We start from the raw sequence: 24510 nt of genomic DNA, 5'->3' as shown, positions 1-24510 counted from the left end.
TTTGTATTAGATAGTACTAAAATAAAGGAGTGGAAATATGAAAAGTTTTTGGGGTATAATTCCACGTTATATTAAAAAGGGAAAAAAGAGAATTATATTTGTAGCTTTAGGAATCATAGTATCTATGGCTCTTATAGTATCCTTAGGAACCATATCGGAAGCCTTAAAGGAATCCTTATATCAAAAGATGAAGGATGATTCTGGAGGAATACATGATATATATTTAGGTACAATGGGGTATGTTGATTTTGATAGGGTAGCAAAGGAAGAGGTAGTTAAAGAGGTTACAACAGTTTGGCCAATTGCAAGATATGATGTTCCCAATACCGATAATACTCTTCAAATATCAGCTTTTAAAGAGAATGCTACAGATATATTAAATCTTGAATTATTAGAAGGAAGATATCCAGAGAAAGATAATGAGATAGCTATAGAAAAGTGGATTCTTGACTCATTCCCTAAGAAGTATAAAGTAGGAGATAAGATAATTATTCCTTATACCATAGGCCATAGAGGGAGAGGTACAGAATTTTATTATGAAAAAGGAGAAACAGAGTTTATACTTACAGGAACTTATGACTTTACTTATAGAAATTGGTTTTATCCTAAGGAAGGAAATGCATATATTACTCCTGAATTTGGAGCTAAAATATTAGAAGAGAAAAAGCTTACTTTGCAAAATGTAGAAGCTGATGGATATATAATGATAAAACCTTCCTATTCAGCTGAAGAAGCAGTAAAAAAACTGACAGAATCAAGATATTCTACAGGAGGTTTCTTTGCTAATGAATCAAAGTTACAGCTAAAAGATGAATATAAAAAATATGATAATATAATGTTTTTTGTTTCCTTAATTTTAATAACAATTTCTAGTGTAATAATTTTTAACATATTTAACGTCAGTGTATCAGAACGAACTAAGGAAATAGGTATGCTTAGGGCAATAGGCTGCCCTCCTTGGAAAATAAAGATGATGATTTTGGTTGAGGGAATGCTTATAACCATTGTATTTATACCTGTAGGAATTTTATTAGGGAATTGGATAACAAGATTTATTATAAAAATGATAACAGGAATAGAAAATTTAGGTACAGTAAGCACCCTAGATCCTAAAATTATTATAATAGCAGTAGGTATAGGACTTTTAACTGGATTCATAGGAACTTATTTTCCAGCAAAAAGAGCATCAGTTATTTCACCTATAGAGGCTATAACAGGAGGAGACAATACTTCATTGCAAGGGAGTAGTATAAAATTAAATTTAGATAAGCCTGCCCTTAAAAAATTACCATTTGAGGGAAGTATGGCAGTTATAAATACATTTAGAAATAAAAAAAGATTTTTATCTACGTGTTTATCTTTAATTATAACTATAACTATGTTTATGACGGTAAATTATGTTATAGGCTCTACAAACCCTGTAGCTACATTTAAAGATGGTTTTAAGGTAGATTTTAAGGTTAATTCAAAAAGTGGATTATCAGTAGAAAATGTTTCTGCTGTCGAAGGATTAGATGTAACCTTGAAGCTTAAACGAAGAGGTACTACTATGGATTTACCGAAGGAAAAGTTTACAGAAGAAGGGCTGAAGGCCTATAAAGCGTTAGGTGAAACAAATGAATATTTTTCACAATGTATATATCTAGATAGATACTTAACAGAAATCACTATATTTGGATATAGTGATAAACAGTTGGAAGCTCTAAAGAAATATGTAATTGATGGTGAGATAGATATAGATAAGATGAAGGAAGAGGATATCCTAATTCTTGTACAAAATATAGGTGGTTTAAACTATACTAATTTATTAGTAGGAGATGAGGTACAACCTTCATTTAGTAAATTAAATGATAATGGAGAGTTTTTAGGTGGAACTTTCCCTAAGTTTAAGGTTGGAGCTATAGTTAGTGAAGAGGCCATAAAAGAATTGCCTTTTGATGAGGCAAGTACTACAGCTCGATCTTCAGCAATAATTTTACCTGATTCTGCTATGGAGAAGCATATGGACATGACTAAATACCAATATTGGGAAGGCAATGTTAAGGATGGATATGACTATGAAAATGTTGAAGATCAGTTAAGTAGTGTTGTGAATAGTGATAAAGGTGCTACATTATTATCTTATAGAGAAGAGCTAGAAAAAGTAAAGGTAAATAATGCTCAAATTATATTTGCTATGTACAGCATAGTTATTGTAGTAGCTATGGTAAGTATAATAAATCTTATAAATATCATGAATATGAGTGCTATTATGAGAAAAAAAGAGTTTGGATTCTTAAGAGCTATGGGACTTAGTGAAAAACAGGTTAAGAAAATTATTATGTGGGAAGGAGCTATCTATGGAGTTATATCATCTATAGTAGCTACTGTATTGACTTTAGGTACTTCCACAATTATAACAAAGAACTCAGAGGTATGGTTAGGACAAACTATAAGTTGGCATATACCTATAGGAGAGATGGCTATAACTCTAATAGTTACAGTAATAATTACACTATTATCATCAATATTGCCATCAAGAATATTGTTTAAGTCAAGTATTGTTGAGAGCATTAGAGATGTAGAGTAGAAGAGTAATGGAGGAATTAATATGAGTATATTAAGAACTAGTGGACTAGCTAAAACCTATGGAATGAATGAAACAGCAGTAAAGGCATTAAAACCTACGGATTTGGAAATTAAAGAGGGAGAATTTGTAGCTATAGTAGGGCCTAGTGGTTCTGGAAAAAGTACATTACTTCACCTTATTGCAGGACTTGATAAGCCTTCAGCAGGAAAGGTATTTATTAATGATCAAGATATTTATGAGCTAAGTGAAAATGAGTTATCTAGATATAGAAGACAAAATATAGGATTTATCTTTCAAGCCTTTAATTTAATTCCTATACTTTCAGCAGAAGAAAATATAAAACTTCCAATACTAATGGATGGAAAAAAGGTAGATGAGGGCTATATTGAGGAACTTATGGAGGTACTTGATATAAAGGAAAGAAAAAGGCATCTTCCTGGAGAGTTATCAGGAGGACAACAACAAAGAGTATCCATTGCTAGAGCGCTAGTTAATAAACCATCCATAATATTTGCAGATGAACCTACAGGAAACTTAGATAGTAAAAATAGTAAAGAAGTATTGCAGCTACTAAAATCAACCATAGAAAAGTATAATCAAACACTAATCATGATTACCCACGATGGTAGTATAGCACAAATGGCAGATCGAATTATTACTATTTCTGATGGAATGATTGTAGAGGGTAAATAAAAATTATAATTAACGGTAATATTGGGAAATAAAGAAGATGTTACACAGCTAACTTAAAAAGATAGCTGTGTAACATTTTTTGACTACATTACCATAAATAGTTAGTAAAGTATATTTCCCATAATAAATTTTGGTATGATGAATATAATAAAATATTACAATATAAATATAAAATATGTACGATAATATATTATATTTATATTTAATTAAGTTTTATGAAACATATTGTTGACAAGTATTTGGAATATTTATTAAATACCTTATTTAATAAATAGCTAATATATGTTAAAATGATTATAAGTTTATGCAGATGTAAATTTATAATTAAGAGGGTGTTTATGTGAGCATTATAACAGTTAAGATAAATGGAATGGAATATAACCTTAGAGGAGAAGAAAATGATGAGTATCTACAAATGGTTGCTCAATATGTAGATAATAAAATAAATAGTCTAATGTTTAAGAATTCTAAAATAAGTCGTCCTGATGCTACTATTCTTGCAGCAATTAATTTAGGAGATGAGGTTTTTAAAAATAAAGAAGCTTGTGAAAGGGCAAATGAAAATTATAAAATGATTGTGAAGGAACAAAAAAATCTTATTTCTGAGGTTGAAGGACTAAAAAGAGATTTACAAGCTGCAAAAAAAGAAAATGAAGACTTAAGAAAAATTAGTACTGAGGATAAAGATGAGGAGATAGAAAAGCTAAAAGATGAAGTTACATATCTTAAAGAGCAATTAGAACTTATGGACCAAGTTGTTCAAGAGTTAAAAAAAGATAATAAAAAGCAAATGACCTTTAATAAAAAGCTTTTATCTGAAAATAATAATTTAAGATATCAACAAATAGCTAGAGTAAGACAGCTAGAGCAACTTAGTCAGGAGATTGAGGATAAAAACCTTAAGCTTATGAAAAGTGGACAAGTGAATGTAAGAAAAAAATAAAAGTTTAGGCGATAATATTATATTTTATATTATCGCCTATTTTCTATTTTAGGATAATTAGAAATATTAAAGAATTAAATATAATTTTATTCTTTAATATTGTGATAATTAAAATTTTATAGGCATAGGTATTAGGTAAAACCATAATTCTTAGGGGGATTATACATGAAAGTTTTACTATGCGCTAGAAGTAATTATATAAATTTAAGTTCAGGAGATACTACTATAATATTTAAAATATACACTTTTTTAAAAGAGAAGGGGGTTAATGTAGATATATGTGGAGCCAATGAGGAGGCTAATTATGATGATTATGACATAGTACATTTATTTGATATTAAAAATATATTTGATGCTTATAAACATTTTAAATTAGCTAGTAATAGTAAATGTAATATAGTAGTATCACCTATGTATTTTAATATGGAAAAGTTTTTTCAATATAGTGATAATGTGGAACGTAATAATTTATGGAACAATTGCAAAGTTTATAGGGAATTGATTTTGAAGAAAAGTAAAATTATATTTTGCAATAGTATATACGAAAAGTCTTTAATAACAAAGGATTTCACTACAAAGGGAGAAATTAAGGTTGTTTATAATGGAGTTGATATAAATTATGATGAAGTTCCTTTATATAATTTCAAGGAAAGGTATAATTTAGATAATTATATTTTATGTGTTGGTAGAATTTGTGATATTAAAAATCAGCTAGAATTAAGCAAGGTATGTAATGAATTAGGAATAGATTTAGTTTTAATAGGAACAACTTCAGAGGAAAGCTATTTAAAAGAATGTTTAGCTTACTCAACTACCCATTACTTAGGATTTATGAATGACTATGATTTGTATAATGCGTATACGTTCTCTAATGCTCATGTATTAGCTAGTTTTTCAGAGGTTACAAGTTTATCATCCCTTAAGGCAGCAGCTTATGGATGTAATATAGTAGTGACAGAGGAAGGGGCTTCAAAGGAATATTTTAAGGATATGGCAATATATTGTGATCCGTACAATCATAATAGTATAAAATCAGCAGTAGAAAAAAGTAAGGTGAAAAGAAAAAATAATAAATTAAAAGAATATATAAGATATAATTACAACTTGAAAAATATGTTAGAAGGCATATATGAAGGATATTTAAAATTAATGAATTAAGATGTATAGGGGCTAACCAATAAAAAGGTATTAGCTCCTATTATTTTTTACAGTTTGTAACAAAGAGAATTGTGATATAATAATCCATGAGAAGCAAAAAATAAGTACTAATAAAATAAGTATGACTTTTTTAATATAGAATAAAGACATTTCTTATTGATAGGAGTTGAGAACATATGGATAAAATAGAATTACTAGCGCCAGGTGGAAGTAAAGAAAGTATATATGCTGCTGTTCAAGGTGGTGCAGATGCTATATATATGGGTGGAAGTAAGTTTTCTGCTAGAGCCTATGCAAATAATTTTAATGAAGAAGAATTAATAGAAGTAGTGAATTATTGTCATTTATATAATGTTAAAGTATATATAGCCTTTAATACTGTGATAAAAGAAGAAGAGTTAGATGAAGCTTTAGAATATGGGAAGTTTTTATATGAAATTGGTGTAGATGCTATTATAACTCAAGATATGGGATTATTTAAAATTATAAAAGAGGCTATACCAGATTTTGAAATTCATGCATCCACACAAATGACTATACATAATGGAGAAGGGGCTCTATTTTTAAAGAATGAGGGCTTTCAAAGAATAGTTTTATCAAGGGAGTTAAGTCTAGATGAAATAAGATATATTTCAAAGGACTTAGATATAGAAACAGAAATATTTGTGCATGGAGCATTATGTATAAGTTATTCAGGACAATGTCTTATGAGTAGTGTCATAGGAGGAAGAAGTGGAAATAGGGGAAGGTGTGCTCAGCCATGTAGATTACCTTACACTATAATAAGCAAATCCCGTGGAGAAAGTAGAGAAGGTTACTTATTAAGTCCAAAGGATACATGTACTATAGAGGAAATTAAAAGCTTAGTAGAAAGTGGAACATCATCTTTAAAAATTGAGGGGAGAATGAAAAAACCTGAATATGTGAGTGGTGTTGTAACTACCTATAGAGAGGCTATAGATAGTGTATATGATAATAAGAAGTTTGAGATAGCTCCTAAAAAGGGTATGTTAAATCAACTATTTAATAGAGAGGGATTTTCAAAGGCATATCTTAGAGGAAACATAGGAAGAGATATGATGGCCTATAATTGTCCTAAAAATACAGGTGTGTTTTTAGGAACAATTGAAAAAGATTTAACTATAAAGCTTCAAAAGGATATAAGAGCTCAAGATGGAGTTAGAACTGATAATAGTGGATTTACTATTACTAACATTATAAAAGGAAAAGAAAAGGTTAAAGAGGCATACAAGGGAGAGAAAGTGAAGCTTATACCTACTAAATATAAGGCTGGAGATAAGGTATATGTTACTTCAGATACGGAACTTTTAACAAGGCTTCAGAAAAACTATGAAGATATTTATGGTGTGAAGCTTCCTTTAACTATAAAAGTTAGATTTGTCCAAGGAGAAAGATTCTATTTATCTACTATTTATCATGGAAAAGAATTTGAAGCTTATGGAGAAAATGTAGAGATTGCATCTAATAAGCCTATGGATAAAGAGTCTGTAATTAAAAATCTTAACAAATTAGGTGATACTCCCTTCAAGTTAGAAAGTGTTGAATTTGAAAACTTTGAAGAAGGATTTTTAAGAGTTTCATCTATTAATAGTGTAAGACGTGACCTTATTGAAGAGATAATAAATTATGTGAAGACTCGAGATAAACGTAATATAGAGGAAGAAACCTATAGAGAGTTTAAGGATGAGAATTTATATAAGGATATTAGAGAAGATAAAAATAGATTTAATGATGAATATTTAATATGTGTAAAAACTATGGAGCAGCTAAAAGGTGTATTAAAGTTTGTTGAGGAAAATTTAGATAGAACTCCAGCTATAGCTATAGATTTATTTAAAAAGGGTGAGGCTTTAAATTTAGAAGAAGTAGATTATGAAAATTTATATATAGTTGTTCCTAATATAATTAAAAGTGAATTTAATTTAGTTATTCAAGCTATAGAAAAGAATATTTCTAAAATTAAGGGACTAATTACAGCTAATTTAGGTATAATAAATGTGTTTAAAGATAGGCTTAATATAATAGGTGATTATAAGTTGAACATTTTAAATAGTGAAAGCTATGATTTTTACAGTGGATTTACAGATATATCAGCTTTAAGTGTTGAGCTTAATAGTAAGGAGATGTTCTCCTTAGCTAAAAATATTAAAATGCCAGTGCAAGTAGTAGTTTATGGTAAGTATGAGCTTATGGTAAGTGAATACTGTGTCATTGGAAGTACCTTTGGAGATAAAAGCTCTACCTCAAACTGTAATTTTAGATGCGATGAAGATAGATTTGTATTAAGAGATAGGATGAATGAAGAGTTTTTAGTTACTACAGATAAATATTGTAGAAGCCATATATATAATACAGTACCTGTTAACTTAGTTCCGTTTATTAGGGAACTTAAGAAAAATAATATCAACAATTATAGAGTTGACTTTATAGATGAAGATTATGATCAGGTTTTAAAGGTAATGAAATATATATTTAAAGATGAAGATGTAGATTTAGGGAAAACTACAAAAGGACATTATAAGAGGGGAATTGAATAGAAAGTAGGGGATAAGAAATGAATGAAAAGACCTTTAAAGTACTTGAATATTATAAAATCAAGGAAATATTAAAAAAGTACACAGTAACAAAGGCTGGAAAAGATTTAATTGATAATCTTAAACCGTATAACAATCTCTATGAAATAAAAGAACACTTAGAGGAGACCAAGGAAGCATTAATTTTATTAACTACAAAAAGTGCACCACCCTTTGAAGGAATATATGATGTTAGAGAAGCTCTTTTAAGAGCTAAGAAGAACTCTACTCTTATGCCAGTAGAATTGCTTAGAATTGGTAACATGCTTAAAAGTTCTAGAAACTTTAAGGAGTATGTACAAAGTAAAGATGAGGATACTACCTATAGAGTTTTAGAAGATATAATAGCTGGAATAGTACCTTTTAAGAATATTGAAGATGAAATTTTTAGAGCTATTATTGGAGAAGATGAAATTGCAGATAAAGCTAGTGAAACTTTATTTATAATTAGAAAGAAGTTAAAAGATAAGAGTTCTTCTATTAAGGATAGAGTTAATAGTATGGTGAGAACTTATTCTAAATATCTTCAAGAAAGTCTTTATACCGTAAGAGGTGATAGATATGTTCTTCCGGTAAGAGCTGAATATAAGGAGCAGGTTAAGGGGTTAATCCATGACCAAAGTGGTACAGGAGCCACATTATTTATAGAACCTATGGGACTGGTGGATCTTAATAATGAAATAAGAGAACTTAGAAATAAAGAAAAGGCAGAAATCAATAGAATTCTTAAGGAACTTACCTTAAAAATTGCAGGTAACATTGATGCTATAGAAAATAATGGAAGTATAATATGGGAGTTAGATTTCATATTTGCTAAAGCTAAATATGCTAATGAATTAAACTGTATATGTCCAGAGGTAAATGATAAAGGAATTATAGATTTAATAGAGGCTAGACATCCTTTAATAGATCAGAAGGTTGTAGTACCGAGCACTATTTATCTTGGTAGAGAATTTACTTCTTTAGTTATTACAGGTCCTAATACAGGAGGTAAAACTGTAACACTAAAAACTGTGGGTTTAATAGAGCTTATGGCTATGAGTGGAATGATGATTCCTGCAAGAGCAGGTTCAGCTGTTAGTGTATTCTCAAATATATTTGCAGATATTGGAGATGAACAAAGTATAGAACAAAGTTTATCTACATTCTCATCTCATATGACTAATATAGTAAATATTATTAATGAAGCAGATGAAAATACTTTAGCATTGTTTGATGAGCTTGGTTCAGGAACAGATCCAACGGAGGGTGCAGCTCTTGCTATGAGTATTTTGGATAATTTAAGGGCTAGAAATACAAAAATAGTAGCTACTACCCACTATAGTGAACTTAAGGGTTATGCTTTAAAAACTGTTGGAGTAGAAAATGGTTCTGTAGAATTTGATGTTGAAACTTTAAGACCAACTTATAATTTACTTATAGGAGTGCCCGGTAAGTCTAATGCCTTTGAAATATCAAGAAGACTAGGGTTACCGGAATATATTATTAATGATGCTAAAGAAAATATTTCTACAGAGAGCTTAAAGTTTGAAGAGTTAATACAAAATCTTCAGCAAAAAAGTATTAAGGCGGAAAATGATGCTAGAAAAGCTGAAGGATTAAAATCAGAAGCAGAAAAACTAAAAAATAAATATGAAGAGAAGTTATATAAGTTTGAAAATGTTAGAGAAAAAGCTATCTATGAAGCACAACGAGAAGCTAAAGAATTGATTAAGGCTGCTAAGGAAGAAGCCGATTCAATTGTAAAAAATATAAGAGAACTTGAAAGGCTAGGTTATTCTTCAGAAGCTAGAACTAAAATAGAGAATGAAAGAAAGAAAATAAAGGACTCTCTTGATAATATGCAAGAAAAGTTAAATAAAAAAGATGAACCTAAGGGAGAAGGCTTAACCTCTGTAGTTCCAGGACAGGAAGTATATCTTCCATCTTTAAATCAAAATGTTATAGTAGTTTCCGAGGTAGATAATAAGGGTGAAGTTCAAGTTCAAGCTGGAATAATGAAAATCTCTGTGAAACTTAAAGATTTAAGAAAGGGAAAAGTGTCTAGTGAAGATAAGAAAAAGACAAAGGTTCAAAGAAGAGAAGCTAAGCTTAATCTAAAAGCAGTATCATCTTCAGTAGACTTAAGGGGTATGGATTCTCAAGAAGCTATCTACACCACAGATAAGTATTTAGATGAAGCTTATCTTGGTGGTCTGGGTGAAGTTACAATAATCCATGGTAAAGGAACAGGAGTACTTAAGAGTTCTATCACTGATTTATTAAAACATCATCCCCATGTTAAAAACTTTAGACTTGGTAATTATGGAGAAGGTGGAACGGGAGTTACTGTTGTTGAGTTAAAGTAATATAATATGCGATTTAAACACCATAGAATTGTATATTTAATGTAGAGTATAGGGGATGATTAAATGATTTTAGTAAGTGGATGTCTTTGTGGTATTAACTGCAAATATGACGGTAATAATAATTTAAATGAAAAAGTTCTTGAACTTTTAAGACAAGGAAAGGCTATACCAGTATGTCCGGAGCAGCTTGGAGGACAGGCGACTCCTAGAGAAGCTCATGAGATTGTAAATGGTGATGGTGCTATGGTTTTAGAAGGAAAATGTAGTGTTTTAGGAACGGGCGTTAATGATGATGTTACTGCTGAATTTATTAAAGGTGCAGAAGAAACTTTAAATATAGCTAGAGAGTTAAAAATTGATACAGCTATTTTAAAGGCAAGAAGTCCATCTTGTGGTAAAGGAACTATATATGATGGTACTTTTTCAGGCAGTAAAAAACCAGGTAATGGAGTAACCGCAGAGCTTTTAATGAGAAATAATATAAAGATTTATACTGAAGAGGAATTAGATAAATTTTTTAAAGAAAATAATATTTAATTTAGGATTTAAGGTGAATTTTATAGTTAGGTGGGGATTTTATGAATTATAATGATGTTAGAAAAGAAGCTAGAGTTAATTTAAATAATAGTTGTAAAGTATGTAATGTATGTAATGGAATTGCTTGTGCTGGAGAGGTTCCAGGCATGGGTGGAAAGAGTACTGGAAATGCTTTTACAGAGAATATTAGAGCTATTGAAAGATATAAGCTTAATATGAGGGTTATTCACAATGCTAAAGATCCGGATACATCTATTGAAATTTTTGGTAAAAGATTAGATATACCAGTTTTTGCAGCTCCAGTTTCAGGGACTACTCTTAATATGGGTGGAAAGTATTCTGAAGAAGAATATATTTCTTGGGTTATTGGTGGTACTTTAGATTCAGGAATATATCCTATGGTAGGAGATACAGCAGTAGATACATTTTTAACAACTAATTTAAAGGTGTTAAAGGAATTTAATGGTGAGGGTATTGTATTTATAAAGCCATGGGAAAATAAAAATATAATTGAAAAAATAAAACTAGCTGAAGAATCAGGATCTTTTGCTGTAGGAGTAGATATAGATGCCTGTGGACTTATAACATTAGCTCTTCATGGAAAGCCAGTTATGCCTAAAGGAGTAGAAGAGATAAAAGAACTAGTTAATAGTACTAAGCTTCCATTTATATTAAAGGGAATTATGACTGTAGATGAAGCTTTACTTGCAGTAGAAGCAGGGGTTGATGCTATAGTAGTATCTAATCATGGAGGTAGAGTTCTAGATGAAACTCCAGGAGTTGCAGATGTTCTTGAAGATATTGCAAAAGCAGTAAAAGGTAAAGTTAAGATTTTAGCTGATGGAGGAGTAAGAACAGGAGTAGATGTACTTAAATTTTTAGCTCTTGGTGCAGATGCTGTGTTAATAGGAAGACCTTTTGTAACTGCATCCTTTGGAGGAAAAAGAGAAGGCGTTAACACTTATGTTGATGGATTAAAGGGAGAATTAAAATCTGCTATGGTTCTTACAGGATGTAAAAATGTAAATAGTATAGATAAGAGAATTATATTTGAAAGAAAGTAATCTTATGAACAAAGTCTTTTAATATAATAAAATTTTTAGTGGATATCTTAAATTAGCTAACAATAGAGATTCGTATAGAATTTTAAATTAGATAATTAAAGATATCTACTTTTTTATCAATTTTAAATAAAAAGATACTATTACGCTTTAGCAGTTAAAATTGACTAAGGAAGGATTACACATTATACTTAAAAGTAAGAAAATATAAAATATTATAAAAAAAGTGTTGGATTTCTACTATTTGTTTTATTTTTTTAAGTAAACCTATACATAAGGAGTGAAAAAATGGTTAAAAGTTTGGAAGAATTGCTAGAATTGGCAAAGAAAAAAGAAAAGAAAACTATGGCAGTAGCAGTAGCACAAGATAGTGTTGTTCTAGAGGCAGTTATAAAAGCAGTGGACATGGGTATTATAAATGCTATATTAGTTGGAAATGAAGATGAAATTAAAACTATATCAAAAGATTCTAATGTAGACTTATCTAGAGTAAGAATAATTAATGAGTGTGACATAATTAAGGCTGCAGCAAAAGCTGTGGAATTGGTGACAAAGGGTGAAGCTAACTATGTAATGAAGGGGTTACTTGGAACTTCAGATTTATTAAAAGCTGTACTTAATAAGGAAGCAAATCTAAGAACAAATAATCTACTATCTCATGTAATGGTATATGATGTGAAGTCCTATGATAAGCTATTACTTCTTACAGATGGAGGAATGGTGCCATATCCAGAACTAAAAGACAAAATAGGAATAATAAAAAATGCAGTAACAGTGTCAAAAGCACTAGAAATAGAGATGCCAAAGGTAGCACCGATTTGTGCTGTTGAAGTGATTAATCCATCAATGCAGGCAACTTTAGATGCTGCAGCTCTTTCTGCAATGAATAAGAGAGGACAAATTAAAGGTTGTTTAATAGATGGACCACTGGGACTAGATAATGCTATATCTAAGGAAGCTGCTCACCATAAAGGAATTGTAAGTGATGTAGCCGGCGAAGCAGATATACTTCTTGTGCCTAACATTGAAGCTGGAAACTTTTTAGGAAAGTCTATGACTTATTTTGCAGGCGCAGAAAGTGCTGGGGTAATTGTAGGTGCAAAATGTCCTGTAGTGTTGGTTTCTAGAGCAGATAGCGCAAAGTCAAAGCTCTATTCAATAGCATTAGGCAGTATTTTAGTGTAAACAATTATCGAAGAATAATTGAAATAGGGTAGTTATTAATTATTAAAAAGATAAATTTTAATGGGGGAATGAGAATATGAAAAAGGTTATAATGACTGGTAATGAAGCCATAGCTAGAGGTGCCTATGAAGCTGGATGTCATGTAGCATCAGCTTATCCAGGAACACCTAGTACTGAAATATTAGAGAACTTTGCATTATATGAAGGTGTATATGCAGAATGGGCACCAAATGAAAAGGTTGGGTTTGAAGTAGCATCAGGTGCATCTATTGGAGGAGCAAGAGCACTAACTACAATGAAGCACGTAGGACTTAATGTAGCTGCAGACCCATTATTTACTATGGCCTATGAAGGAGTAAATGGAGGATTTGTAGTAGTAACTGCTGACGATCCAGGAATGCACTCTTCTCAAAATGAGCAAGATAACAGATTTTACGCTCCGCATGCTAAGGTTGCAATGATTGAGCCATCAAACTCACAAGAATGCCTTGAGTATATGAAAGAAGCATATGAAATAAGTGAAAAATTTGATACATTAGTTCTATTTAGGGTTACAACTAGAATATCTCACTCTAAAACAGTAGTAGAGGTTGGAGATAAACAAGCTGTAGAAGTAAAGCCATATGAAAAAAATATTAAAAAATATATAATGACCCCAGGTCACTCTAAAATTAAGCACTATGAAGTGGAAGAAAGATTAGAGAAATTAAGACAATATTCTAATAGTACAAAACTTAATAGAATGGAAATTGGAGATACAAAGATAGGTATAATTACTAGTGGTATTTCTTATGAATATTGTAAAGAAGTTTTTGGAGACAATGCATCATACCTAAAAATCGGTTTCTCTTATCCGTTACCAGATGAAATGATTAAAGAATTTGCAGCTAAGGTAGAAAAATTATATGTAGTTGAAGAAAATGATCCATACTTAGAAAATGCAGTTAAAGCTTTAGGAATTAATTGTATAGGTAAGGAAGCAATACCTATATGTGAAGAGTTAAATCCAGCTATTATTAGAAGGGGTATTTTAGGAGAAGAAAACAAAATAACATATACTACAGACACTAATCCACCTTCTAGACCACCAGTACTATGTCCAGGATGTCCTCATAGAGGAATATTCTATGCAGTATCAAAATATAAGGATGTAATAGCATCTGGAGATATTGGATGTTATACCCTTGGTATGAATGCACCACTTAGTGTAACTGATACTGTAATTTGTATGGGTGCTTCTATATCAGCAGGAGTAGGAATGGAAAGAGCTAGTATAGTAGCTAATAGAGAAGGTAAGAAAGTATTTGCCTTTATTGGAGATTCAACTTTCTTCCATTCAGGAGTAACTGGATTAATTGAAAGTGTTTATAACAATACACCAATAGTAACTGTAATTCTTGATAATAGAATCACAGGAATGACAGGACACCAAGAGAACCCGGGAACAGGTAAAACTCTACAAAATAGAGAGGCTCCAATGGTAGATATTGAAGCTTTAGTACTTGCTTGTGGTATTAAAAAGGAAAATATAAGAGTAGTAGATCCATATAAAATAGAAGAAACTTCAAAGGCTGTAAAAGAAGCTCATGATAGCACAGAACCTTTTGTAATTATTACAAAACAACCTTGTGCTTTGATAAAAGACGTATTAAAGAAAAGAGCTAACTTAAAATGTAAAATTGATGTAGAAAAATGTAGAAAGTGTAAAATGTGCTTGAAAACAGGATGTCCAGCATTGAAATTCCAAAATGGTATAGTGGAAATAGATGAGAGCATGTGTAACGGTTGTGAAATATGTAAGCAAGTTTGTCCATTTGATGCTATAGAAAAGGTTGGTGAATAATATGAAGGAAGTAAAAAATATATTATTTATAGGTGTAGGAGGACAAGGAACTATTCTGGCTTCAAAAATATTATCTGAAGGCTTATTAAGAAATGGCTATGATGTTAAAATGTCTGAGGTTCATGGAATGGCTCAAAGAGGTGGAAGTGTTACTACTCAAGTTAGATTTGGAGAAAAGGTATATTCTCCTTTAATAGAAAAAGGAAAAGCTGATGCCATAGTTGCCTTTGAAAAAAGTGAAGCACTAAGGGCGTTACCTTATTTAAAAGAAGGTGGGCATCTAATAGTAAATGATTATGAAATTCATCCAGTACCAGTACTAATAGGACTAGAAAAATATCCAGAGGGTGTAAATGATGTGCTAAAATCTACAGCAGAAAATACAGTTATAATTAAAGCTGCAGAAATTGCAAAAGAATTAGGTAATATGAAAGCACAAAATGTAGTATTACTAGGAGCACTACTTAAAGCCTTAGATATTAAAGAAGTAAATTGGGAAGAGGTTGTAGCTTCATTAGTGCCAGCAAAAGCTGTAGAGTTAAATAAGAAAGCTTTAGTTGCAGGAATGGAAGTATAGATGAAAATCTGAAAAGTTGATTTGATGGTTGAAACTTATTAATTATTACAAGGATTAGAATAAGTTTTGATAAAATATTAGCTTTACTCTATTATATAGAGGTAAAGCTAATATTTTTTATATAAGCAATAAATTTATATGATTTTCATTATTTTCTGATATAATATATTATAATAAAAACCTGAAAAGTACATCTAATGATAATAAGAATATATTAAGTTTGGTGGGTACTATTCATAATTATGTAAGTAAAATTACTATAGGAGGAGAATTAATGGGAATATACAGAGCACCTAATTCAGAAGAAATAAAAATTATAAAAAAGTATAGTAAGTTATTTGAGGATATTAAGGTATCTGAGCCAGCATTATTTGCAGGAAATACATATAGAGAGGTAATATTTGAAAAGAAGGGTATTGCGAAAGTTATTGGTAAAGAAAAGGGATATATATATATTGATGCAAGTAATAAAGTAGTAGAAGATGAGAAAACAGTAATGAGACTTGGAAGAATATTTTTCTTTATGGATGCATTCTTAAATGATGATAATGGCAGTATAATTAAGGCTCTTCAAAATGACGAAGAGGTAGAAAAAAATAAAACTGATTTGGAATTAATGATGAGGGGCTTTGATATTATAGAGGAAAGAAATAAAAAGTATGATATTGAACATATTGAAGTTGTGAAGGTTAAAGATATATTAACAAAATTAATAGAACTTAGAGCTAAAACTAACTTGAAATTAGAAGATTTCCTTAAAGTAGTACAGGAAGAAACATCGAAACAAAAATATTTTGATGAAAATATCATCGAAGCATGTATGCCAGCATATAAAGAGGTTATGACCTGTAATTATGAAAAGGTAAAACTTATTGCTAAAGGAGCTTCAAGTTATAATTACCTAAAAAAAGCTGCAGAGAAAGTAAGAAAAAAATATTCTATAAGATTTAATGTTACATATACAGATCCATTAATGAAGGTAAACTATATGATGGGATACTTTGAAAGTTTGATTAGAGCTTATGAAAGCATTATAAATATGTCTTATAATCAATATGCAAAAAGTATAGTTAATTCAGGAAAAATTAATGCTGAATATAAATTATTGGAGCTAAGAAGTAAAAAAAATAGCAACTAGAAATACTGTTAAAGATTAATAGGAATAATTAAAGGTATGAATCTAAGAGACATCATACCTTTAATTATTATAATTTATATACTATAAAATTCATATTTATTATTCAACGTTAATAAATACAGCATCTTCATCTTTAACTACATTTATATACTCAACTTCAGGATCTTCTGTACCTTGAACATAAAGACCAGTATCTTTAAGCTGTTGTACATAATCTACAATTTCTTGTGTGATTTTTTCACCTGGGCATAGTACTGGTATTCCTGGAGGATAAGCCATTAGGAATTCTCCACTAATCATGCCTACGCTATTTTTAATTCTAACAGAAGTTTTAACGCTATTGAAGGCTTCGTTAGGAATTTGTATTTGCTCAGGAATGGAAGGTATATCTATGAAGTCTGCTTTGGCAGTACCCTTACCATAGTAGTCATCACTGATTTCTCTCAAAGATCTCAAAAGTCTTTCCATACCTTCTTCAGTATCTCCAAAGGAACCTACAATAAGGACATTATATAAATCTGAAAGTTCCATTTGAATATGATATTTATTTGATAAAATCATATCTAAATCATAGCCAGTTATACCTAAATCTCTACAAGTTATTGTTATTTTAGTCGGATCAAAGGCATATGCTCCAGGAACTCCTAAAATTTCTTCACCAAAGCAATAGAAACCAGGGATTTTGTTAACTTCAGCTCTAACATAATTGGAAAGTTCTATTGTTTTATCTAATAATTCTTCTCCATGTAATGCAATTTGTCTTCTAGCAGTATCTAATGAAGCCATTAGAATATAAGAAGGTGAAGTTGTATGCATTAAGTTTAAAACCTGCTTTACCCTTGGAATACTAACTCTTTTAGAGTTAACTTGAAGTAGAGATCCTTGAGTTAAGGCACCAATAATTTTATGAGTACTTTGAGCACAAATATCAGCACCAGCTTCCATGGCAGACATAGGTAAATTTTTATTAAAATTTAAATGAGGTCCATGAGCTTCATCAACTATTAAAGGAATGTCATACTCATGAACAATATCAGCAATTTGCTGAATGTCTGTAGACACACCATAGTAGGTTGGGTTGATTATAAGAACAGCTTTAGCATCCTTGTTAGCTTCCAATGTAGTTCTTACTGTTTCAGGTGTAACTCCATTTGCAATTCCAATTTTTTTATCTAACTCAGGTTGCATGTATACAGGGATAGCACCAGCTAAGATAATTCCTCCAGTAATAGATTTATGTACATTTCTAGGAATTATTATTTTATCCCCAGCACCAACTACAGAAAGAATCATTGCTTGAATGGCTCCGGATGTTCCATGAACAGAGAAAAAGCATGCATCTGAACCGTAGGCATCAGCAGCTAATTCTTGAGCTTTTTTTATAGGACCTGTTGGATGATGATAACTATCTACTAGTTTAAAAACTGTAACATCAATTTTAAATGGGTTTTCGCCCATGAAGTTTTTAAAATCTATGTCTACTCCAACACCTTTTTTATGCCCAGGAACATGGAATGGAAGAGTGTCTCTATTCACATATTCCATTAAGGCATCAAATAATGGGGTTTCATTTTGGTTTAACTTATACAATTCCATACCCTCTTTCTAATTTATAAAGTATAGAGATATCAATAATATAATTTAATGACTCCCTATAATAATTTTACTTCAAATATAACATTTATAAAGTTATAAAACAAATTTATTATAGAATAATATTAGTATCAATGCAATAAGATTTTAGTTTATAATTAAATATTTATATTGTTTTACTTATTATATAAGTTATGAGATTATAAATGTATAATAAAGTATATAATTTTTATATGTTTATAAATTGTGTTATATAAAATATATAAAAATTACGAAAATATTACTTTATGCAAAAAAAAGATGATTAAAAATTAATTAGGTGGTAATATAGTTTAGTGGAAGAAATTAAAAAATATAGAATGTAAGAAGGTGCATTATGAGTAATGAAAATTATTTTTTAGAAAAACTTGAGAAAATGTTATTTCTTGAAATAAAAAAAGGTAGCAAAATAAACGAATATGTATTTAAAGATAATATATATATACCAGTAAATTCAGATAAAATTGTTTCCAAAGCTAAAGAAGGAGATGATTTATCTAATATTCCTGTTAATTTTTTTATAGAGGGAATGTTCTATGCACTAGGAGCAGATAAAAACTTTAAGTTTAATCATGTATATAAGGAAATAATAAAGTCTATTCCTAATAGCGTTAATTATGCAAAAGGAAAAATATTTGAGAATATTAAAAATGAAAAATATGAAGATGGATATATACTATTAAAGGGATTATTGGAAATTAAAGTTACAACAGATAATTTAAATAAAGCTTTTATTTTGATAGATGGAATGAGAAAAAATAATGTTATATTTAAAGAAGAGATTCTTAAACTTATTGAAATTGGAAAAGAAATTAAAGATTATCCACAACCATATTATTATGCAGCCTTAGTATGTTATGAAGATAAAGATTTTGAAAAAGCTCATTTTAATATTAAGCAATATATCTCATTTGGAGGAAATATCACTGAAGAGGTAGAGGAGCTAAAAGAGAATCTAGATATAATCAATTCTTTTGATAAGGGGAAAGAACTTGTATATGAAGAGCCAAAGAAAGCATTAGAAGTATTATTGCCACTGATAGACGTGCTAGGGGATAGTGCCGAAATATTTTATTATATAGCAGTTTCCTATAGAATTTTACAAAACTATGAAAAAGCTATATACTATTTAAATGAAGCTTTATCTATAGATAGCAACTATGTTCAGGTGTTTAATGAACTAGGAATAAACTATGCTTGCTTGAATGATTTTGAAACTGCAATTAAGTATTTAAGAAAAGTATTTGAAGTTACAAAATCTATAGAGGTATGCACTAATTTAGTAATGTGTTACATAAATATTAAAGATTTTAATCAAGCAAAAATACATCTAGATATAGCTAAAAAATTAAATCCAGAAGATGAAATTGTTAAGGAACTTGAAAATGCATTAGGATAATCAAATAAATAAGTATTTATCAATATAATAATATAAATAATTAAATAACATTTTATGAATAACTTTGAATGGAATTGTGTTTATGTGTAAAAAACAGTATAATAACTGTGATAAACTTTTGAAATCTGCAGTTAAAAACACATAGACCTATTTGATTACCATAATTGATTTAGGAAGTGAAATTATGAAAAAAGAAAAGAAAATAATAGTACTAGATGTAATTCTTGTTGTAATGAGTTTATACTTGGCTTTATTACTAAAGTTTGATTTTAGGATTCAACCTGATTATATAGAGTTTTTTTTACTATCAATAATTCCAGTTGTAGTATTTACCATTATATTTAACATGATATTTAAGTTGTACAGCAATATTTGGAAGTATGCATCTGTAGAAGAGTTATTATCTATAGTCTATTCAATGACAGCCTCTAATGTAGCATTTATAATTTATGGATACTTTATAAGCCATACAATGCTAAAAAGTAGATTTTTCAGATTCCCCATTACAGTTCATATTATCTTTTGGTTATTGAGCGTCATAAGTTTAGGGGGAGTAAGATTTTTATATAGAATCATGGAGAATAATGGGTCAGATAAAGGGCAAATTAATAAAATAAAGAATTTATTAATTATAGGTGCAGGAGATGCTGGAGCTATACTCATTAAAGAAATAAAAAATAATAATAACTTGCATTATAAAATTGTCGGTTTAATTGATGACAATGTTAATAAGATAGGTAAGAGAATTCATGGAGTAAAGGTAATAGGAGATAGAAATAGGATTATATCCTTTTGTAAGCAAAACAAGGTTGATGAAATAATGCTTGCAATGCCATCAGTGGATAAGAATACTAAGAAACAAATTTTAGACATATGTAAGCAAGTAACAAAAAATATTAAAACCATGCCAGGGATTTATAAAATTATTGATGATAACATAAATGTAAATCATATGAGAGATGTAAACATAGATGATTTATTAGGAAGAGAATCAATAAAGTTGAAATCAGAGCACATAGACAGATATATAAAAAGTAAAACCATATTAGTTACTGGTGGTGGTGGAAGTATTGGGTCTGAAATCATTCGACAAATAGCAAAGTTTTCACCTAAGAAAATAATAATTTTAGATATCTATGAGAATAATGCTTATGATTTAGAAATGGAGTTTAACAGAAACTATCCAGAAATAAATAAGCAAGTAATTATTGCATCTGTAAGAGATATAGTTAGAATAGATCAAATATTTAATGAGCACAGGCCTGAAGTTGTATTCCATGCAGCTGCTCATAAACATGTACCTCTAATGGAGGGAAATGCAGGAGATGCTATTAAAAATAATATTTTAGGTACTTATAATGTAGCAAAATGCTGTGATAAATATAATGTTAAGAAGTTTGTTTTAATTAGTACAGATAAGGCGGTAAATCCAACTAATGTAATGGGAGCCACTAAAAGATTTTGTGAGCTTATAATTCAAGCTTTTAATGAAGTTAGTAAAACGGATTATGTAGCCGTTAGATTTGGAAATGTTCTTGGAAGTAATGGTTCAGTAATACCACTATTTAAAAAACAGATAGAAAAAGGTGGACCAGTAACTGTAACTCATCCAGAAATAACAAGGTTCTTTATGACTATTCCTGAGGCTGCTCAACTAGTTATTCAAGCAGGAGGTCTTGCAGATGGTGGAGAGATATTTGTATTAGATATGGGTAAACCAGTTAAGATGGTTGACTTAGCTAGAGATTTAATAACATTATCTGGATATAAACCAGATATAGATATTAAAATAGAATATGTGGGATTGAGACCAGGAGAAAAGCTATATGAAGAGCTTTTAATGGATGAAGTAGCACTTACATCTACAGAACACAATAAAATTTTTGTGGAAAAACCTAAAGATGCTACTATAGAATTTATAGAAGAAGCTATAAAACAGTTTAAAAATGTAGATAGTATGACTAAAGAGGAAATAATAAAATTGCTTGAAGAAAAAGTTCCGACATATAAAAGAAAGAAAGATTAAGATATGTAACGAAGTGTGTAATATAACAAATTACTAATGGGAGGAACAATTATGAGTCAATTAAAGGATGAATTATTATTAAAATTAAAGAATAAAACAGCTAAACTAGGTGTGGTAGGTCTTGGATATGTAGGACTTCCCCTTGCTGTAGAAAAAGCTAAGGCTGGATATGAAGTTATAGGATTTGATGTTCAGGATAAAAAAGTTGCTATGGTTAATAATGGAGAGAATTATATCGGTGATATAGTAGATGATGATTTATCAGCTCTTGTAAAATTAGGCAAGTTAAAGGCAACTACGGATTTTAGCTTTATAGAAGAAGTAGATACAGTATGTATAGCTGTACCAACACCTCTTGATCTTTATAAACAACCAGACTTATCCTATGTAGTAAATTCGACAAAAGATGTAGCAAAATACTTAAAACGAGGAATGCTTATAGTTCTTGAAAGCACAACCTATCCAGGAACAACCGAGGAAGTTATAAAACCAATTCTTGAAGAAAATGGGTTGAAATGTGGGAAAGATTTCTTTTTAGCATTTTCACCAGAAAGAGTAGACCCAGGTAATAAGGAATATAATACTAAAAATACACCTAAGGTAGTTGGTGGATGTACATCAGATTGTACTGAAGTTGCAGGAACTTTATACAGATGTGTGCTAGATGGAGAAATTATGGAGGTGTCATCACCAGCAGTAGCTGAGATGGAAAAAATTCTTGAAAATACTTTTAGAAATATAAACATAGCGTTAGCTAATGAAATGGCAATATTATGCAAGAGAATGGGCATTGATGTTTGGGAAGTTATTGAGGCTGCAAAAACAAAGCCTTATGGATTTATGCCATTCTATCCAGGTCCAGGTCTTGGAGGTCACTGTATACCACTAGATCCATTCTACTTAGAGTGGAAGGCTAAAGAGTATGATTACCATACAAAGCTTATAGAAACTTCAGGTATAATTAATGATTCTATGCCAGAATTTGTAGTTGAGAATGTGATGAAGCTTTTAAATGGAGATAAAAAGGCACTAAATGGTGCAAAAGTACTCGTTATGGGTGCCGCATATAAAAAAGATATAGATGATATGAGAGAATCACCAACATTGAAAGTACTTGAGATATTAGGGAAAAATGGTGCGGACATAATGATTAATGATCCATACATCCCATCTTTTAAACATAAAGGTGTTGAATATATATCAGTAGATTGGGAAAAAGAAATTGAAAATGCAGATATAGTAATTATAACTACAGATCACAGTTGCTATGACTATGAATTAATGGTGGAAAAGGCTAAGCTCCTATATGATACAAGAAATGCTACAAAAAATGTTAAAAATAATAGAAATAAAATAAATAAACTTTAATATAATAAAGGGGTAGATACAGTACAAAAAAATTTAGTACTGTATCTAAAAATTGTGAGTAGAATTACTTATGAATGTATTGATAATATCACATATGTATCCTAATAGTTTTAATGAAAATAATGGTGTATTTATCCATAAACTATGCAATAGAGGCTTTTGTTAAAATTCATAAAAAATATGAAGATTTAGTTTTAGTCATTGTTGGACAAGGACAAGAATGAGAAAATTTGAAAGAACTTGTTAGGGATAAGGGTATTGAGGATAAGGTGATTTTAAAAGGTAAAGTACCTCATAAAGAATTAATGCAATATATGAAGCAATGTTATTTTTTGTTCTTCCAAGTTACAAGGAAGGATTTGGTGTAGTATATATTGAAGCAATGGCCCAAGAGAAAGTAGTTATTGGTTGCAAAGGGTAAGGTATAGAGGATGTAATTGAAGATAATATAGATGGGCTATTAGTGAATCAAAAAGACGTAGAAGATTTAGCTGCTCAGATGGAGTATATAATAAATAATGAGGGCAAAAGAGATGAGGTGGAATATATAGCATGAAAATATATATACTAGCCACGGGGCATAGTCCTTTTGATTGAAAAATATTCTATAAGCAAGCAAATTCTCTTAAAAAGATATGTGATGATATTACTATAATAGGTTCTTATGATAAAGAATTTGAGATGATTTCAGGAATTAAAATAAAAGGTATATCTAAACCAAAGGATTTAAAAGGAAGATTTCTTATTTTAGATTTAATAATTCAAAAATAATTTATGATGTTCATGAACATTATCCTGATATGGTTAGAATGTCAAAGAAGGTACCCAAACCTATAAGATCGATAACTACACTTATGGTAGATAAAAGTGAACTTTTTATATCAAAAAAATTTGATTTCATAATTACAGCTGATGAAGTTGTTAAAGATGAGTTTGAGAGCAAAAGTAAGAGAGTTGAAGTTATACATAATTACACTCAATTTAATGCTATAAAAAATGATATTTGGAGGACCTTTTGGTTATGCTAAATGCAAGGAGATATTGATGAAATATACCAGTGAAAATGATTTGGAAAAAATGCTATTTACTGGAAGAGTGGATCGGGATATAGTGAGAGAATATATGTATAAATCTAAAATAGGACTTGTTCCACTATTACCTGAACCTAAATATTTTAAAAATATTCCTACAAAGCAATTTGAATACATGAGTTGTGGTATTCCTGTAATAGGAAGTTATATGCCTCCTATAAAGAGACATATAACAGCATATAATTCAAGTATAGTAGTAAATCCTTTAGATGAGATTGATATCGCTGAAAATATAGCAAAATTACTAATGGATGAAGATTTAATTAAATGTATGGGTAATAATGGTATAAGAGCTGTTTCAGATGAATTTAATTGGAGATAAGAAGAAGAAAAGCTTATAAATATATA

The 24510-nt window shown here is 29.9% G+C and carries 19 protein-coding genes; 18 read left to right on the top strand and 1 reads right to left on the bottom strand.

From position 1 onward, the window contains the following. The first annotated feature begins 37 nt into the window (after window positions 1–37). From ABDZ93_RS13980 to ABDZ93_RS13925, 12 genes are all read left to right on the top strand, one after another. Window positions 38–2569 (top strand): ABC transporter permease, encoded by a 2532-nt coding sequence (locus ABDZ93_RS13980; RefSeq protein WP_343827057.1) that lies wholly within the window; start codon window positions 38–40, stop codon window positions 2567–2569. A 21-nt stretch (window positions 2570–2590) separates the two neighbouring features. Further along, window positions 2591–3262, top strand: coding sequence for an ABC transporter ATP-binding protein (locus tag ABDZ93_RS13975; protein ID WP_343827055.1), 672 nt, complete (start codon window positions 2591–2593; stop codon window positions 3260–3262). Between the two features lie 340 nt (window positions 3263–3602). Continuing rightward, on the top strand, window positions 3603–4205 hold the full coding sequence (locus ABDZ93_RS13970; RefSeq protein ID WP_343827054.1) for a cell division protein ZapA: 603 nt from the start codon (window positions 3603–3605) through the stop codon (window positions 4203–4205). 165 nt (window positions 4206–4370) lie between these two features. Then, window positions 4371–5363, top strand: coding sequence for a glycosyltransferase family 4 protein (locus ABDZ93_RS13965; RefSeq protein ID WP_343827053.1), 993 nt, complete (start codon window positions 4371–4373; stop codon window positions 5361–5363). A gap of 176 nt (window positions 5364–5539) precedes the next feature. Further along, window positions 5540–7921 (top strand): U32 family peptidase, encoded by a 2382-nt coding sequence (locus ABDZ93_RS13960; protein ID WP_343827052.1) that lies wholly within the window; start codon window positions 5540–5542, stop codon window positions 7919–7921. A gap of 17 nt (window positions 7922–7938) precedes the next feature. Continuing rightward, the gene (locus tag ABDZ93_RS13955; protein ID WP_343827051.1) at window positions 7939–10305 is read left to right on the top strand and encodes an endonuclease MutS2; all 2367 of its coding nucleotides are present in this window, start codon (window positions 7939–7941) and stop codon (window positions 10303–10305) included. A 63-nt stretch (window positions 10306–10368) separates the two neighbouring features. Further along, window positions 10369–10842, top strand: a complete 474-nt coding sequence (locus ABDZ93_RS13950) for a 2-thiouracil desulfurase family protein (RefSeq protein WP_343827050.1) — start codon at window positions 10369–10371, stop codon at window positions 10840–10842. Between the two features lie 41 nt (window positions 10843–10883). Continuing rightward, window positions 10884–11906: an alpha-hydroxy-acid oxidizing protein gene (locus ABDZ93_RS13945; RefSeq protein WP_343827049.1), complete on the top strand. Its 1023-nt coding sequence runs from the start codon at window positions 10884–10886 to the stop codon at window positions 11904–11906. A 285-nt stretch (window positions 11907–12191) separates the two neighbouring features. Beyond that, window positions 12192–13088, top strand: a complete 897-nt coding sequence (locus ABDZ93_RS13940; RefSeq protein ID WP_343827048.1) for a phosphate butyryltransferase — start codon at window positions 12192–12194, stop codon at window positions 13086–13088. 76 nt (window positions 13089–13164) lie between these two features. Beyond that, window positions 13165–14931, top strand: a complete 1767-nt coding sequence (iorA, locus tag ABDZ93_RS13935; RefSeq protein WP_343827047.1) for an indolepyruvate ferredoxin oxidoreductase subunit alpha — start codon at window positions 13165–13167, stop codon at window positions 14929–14931. A gap of 1 nt (window position 14932) precedes the next feature. Next, window positions 14933–15508 (top strand): indolepyruvate oxidoreductase subunit beta, encoded by a 576-nt coding sequence (locus tag ABDZ93_RS13930; RefSeq protein WP_343827046.1) that lies wholly within the window; start codon window positions 14933–14935, stop codon window positions 15506–15508. Window positions 15509–15782: 274 nt separating this feature from the next. Next, window positions 15783–16646: a hypothetical protein gene (locus ABDZ93_RS13925; RefSeq protein ID WP_343827045.1), complete on the top strand. Its 864-nt coding sequence runs from the start codon at window positions 15783–15785 to the stop codon at window positions 16644–16646. Between the two features lie 99 nt (window positions 16647–16745). Here the strand turns inward: ABDZ93_RS13925 and ABDZ93_RS13920 are convergent, their stop codons facing one another. After that, window positions 16746–18236 (bottom strand): aminotransferase class I/II-fold pyridoxal phosphate-dependent enzyme, encoded by a 1491-nt coding sequence (locus tag ABDZ93_RS13920; RefSeq protein ID WP_343827044.1) that lies wholly within the window; start codon window positions 18234–18236, stop codon window positions 16746–16748. Window positions 18237–18615: 379 nt separating this feature from the next. Between ABDZ93_RS13920 and ABDZ93_RS13915 the strand changes: the two genes are divergently transcribed. The 6 genes from ABDZ93_RS13915 (at window position 18616) to ABDZ93_RS13895 (ending at window position 24484) form a co-directional block, all read left to right on the top strand. Beyond that, window positions 18616–19677, top strand: coding sequence for a tetratricopeptide repeat protein (locus ABDZ93_RS13915; protein WP_343827043.1), 1062 nt, complete (start codon window positions 18616–18618; stop codon window positions 19675–19677). 184 nt (window positions 19678–19861) lie between these two features. Continuing rightward, the gene (locus tag ABDZ93_RS13910) at window positions 19862–21703 is read left to right on the top strand and encodes a polysaccharide biosynthesis protein (protein ID WP_343827042.1); all 1842 of its coding nucleotides are present in this window, start codon (window positions 19862–19864) and stop codon (window positions 21701–21703) included. Window positions 21704–21754: 51 nt separating this feature from the next. Further along, window positions 21755–23071 (top strand): nucleotide sugar dehydrogenase, encoded by a 1317-nt coding sequence (locus tag ABDZ93_RS13905; RefSeq protein ID WP_343827041.1) that lies wholly within the window; start codon window positions 21755–21757, stop codon window positions 23069–23071. A 301-nt stretch (window positions 23072–23372) separates the two neighbouring features. After that, complete coding sequence (locus ABDZ93_RS20105; protein WP_425544792.1) at window positions 23373–23492, top strand: glycosyltransferase; 120 nt, start codon at window positions 23373–23375, stop codon at window positions 23490–23492. Window positions 23493–23880: 388 nt separating this feature from the next. Continuing rightward, entirely contained in the window at window positions 23881–24099 is a 219-nt protein-coding gene (locus ABDZ93_RS13900) for a hypothetical protein (RefSeq protein WP_343827040.1), read from the top strand. Between the two features lie 16 nt (window positions 24100–24115). Then, window positions 24116–24484, top strand: a complete 369-nt coding sequence (locus ABDZ93_RS13895; RefSeq protein ID WP_343827039.1) for a glycosyltransferase — start codon at window positions 24116–24118, stop codon at window positions 24482–24484. The last annotated feature ends 26 nt before the right edge of the window (window positions 24485–24510 follow it).

Origin of the sequence: Clostridium subterminale (genome assembly GCF_039521425.1) — a bacterium.
Classification (GTDB): Bacteria; Bacillota; Clostridia; order Clostridiales; family Clostridiaceae; genus Clostridium_J; species Clostridium_J subterminale.
The sequence above is the reverse complement of the archived record's forward strand: the minus strand, read 5'-3'. Positions and strand labels throughout refer to the sequence as shown.

Excerpts from the sequence above, each read along its gene's own strand:
- ABDZ93_RS13980 (WP_343827057.1), top strand. The coding sequence starts at position 38 with ATGAAAAGTTTTTGGGGTATAATTCCACGTTATATTAAAAAGGGAAAA.
- ABDZ93_RS13975 (WP_343827055.1), top strand. The coding sequence starts at position 2,591 with ATGAGTATATTAAGAACTAGTGGACTAGCTAAAACCTATGGAATGAAT.
- ABDZ93_RS13965 (WP_343827053.1), top strand. The coding sequence starts at position 4,371 with ATGAAAGTTTTACTATGCGCTAGAAGTAATTATATAAATTTAAGTTCA.
- ABDZ93_RS13960 (WP_343827052.1), top strand. The coding sequence starts at position 5,540 with ATGGATAAAATAGAATTACTAGCGCCAGGTGGAAGTAAAGAAAGTATA.
- ABDZ93_RS13955 (WP_343827051.1), top strand. The coding sequence starts at position 7,939 with ATGAATGAAAAGACCTTTAAAGTACTTGAATATTATAAAATCAAGGAA.
- ABDZ93_RS13950 (WP_343827050.1), top strand. The coding sequence starts at position 10,369 with ATGATTTTAGTAAGTGGATGTCTTTGTGGTATTAACTGCAAATATGAC.
- ABDZ93_RS13945 (WP_343827049.1), top strand. The coding sequence starts at position 10,884 with ATGAATTATAATGATGTTAGAAAAGAAGCTAGAGTTAATTTAAATAAT.
- ABDZ93_RS13940 (WP_343827048.1), top strand. The coding sequence starts at position 12,192 with ATGGTTAAAAGTTTGGAAGAATTGCTAGAATTGGCAAAGAAAAAAGAA.
- iorA (WP_343827047.1), top strand. The coding sequence starts at position 13,165 with ATGAAAAAGGTTATAATGACTGGTAATGAAGCCATAGCTAGAGGTGCC.
- ABDZ93_RS13930 (WP_343827046.1), top strand. The coding sequence starts at position 14,933 with ATGAAGGAAGTAAAAAATATATTATTTATAGGTGTAGGAGGACAAGGA.
- ABDZ93_RS13925 (WP_343827045.1), top strand. The coding sequence starts at position 15,783 with ATGGGAATATACAGAGCACCTAATTCAGAAGAAATAAAAATTATAAAA.
- ABDZ93_RS13915 (WP_343827043.1), top strand. The coding sequence starts at position 18,616 with ATGAGTAATGAAAATTATTTTTTAGAAAAACTTGAGAAAATGTTATTT.
- ABDZ93_RS13910 (WP_343827042.1), top strand. The coding sequence starts at position 19,862 with ATGAAAAAAGAAAAGAAAATAATAGTACTAGATGTAATTCTTGTTGTA.
- ABDZ93_RS13905 (WP_343827041.1), top strand. The coding sequence starts at position 21,755 with ATGAGTCAATTAAAGGATGAATTATTATTAAAATTAAAGAATAAAACA.
- ABDZ93_RS13900 (WP_343827040.1), top strand. The coding sequence starts at position 23,881 with ATGTCAAAGAAGGTACCCAAACCTATAAGATCGATAACTACACTTATG.
- ABDZ93_RS13895 (WP_343827039.1), top strand. The coding sequence starts at position 24,116 with ATGAAATATACCAGTGAAAATGATTTGGAAAAAATGCTATTTACTGGA.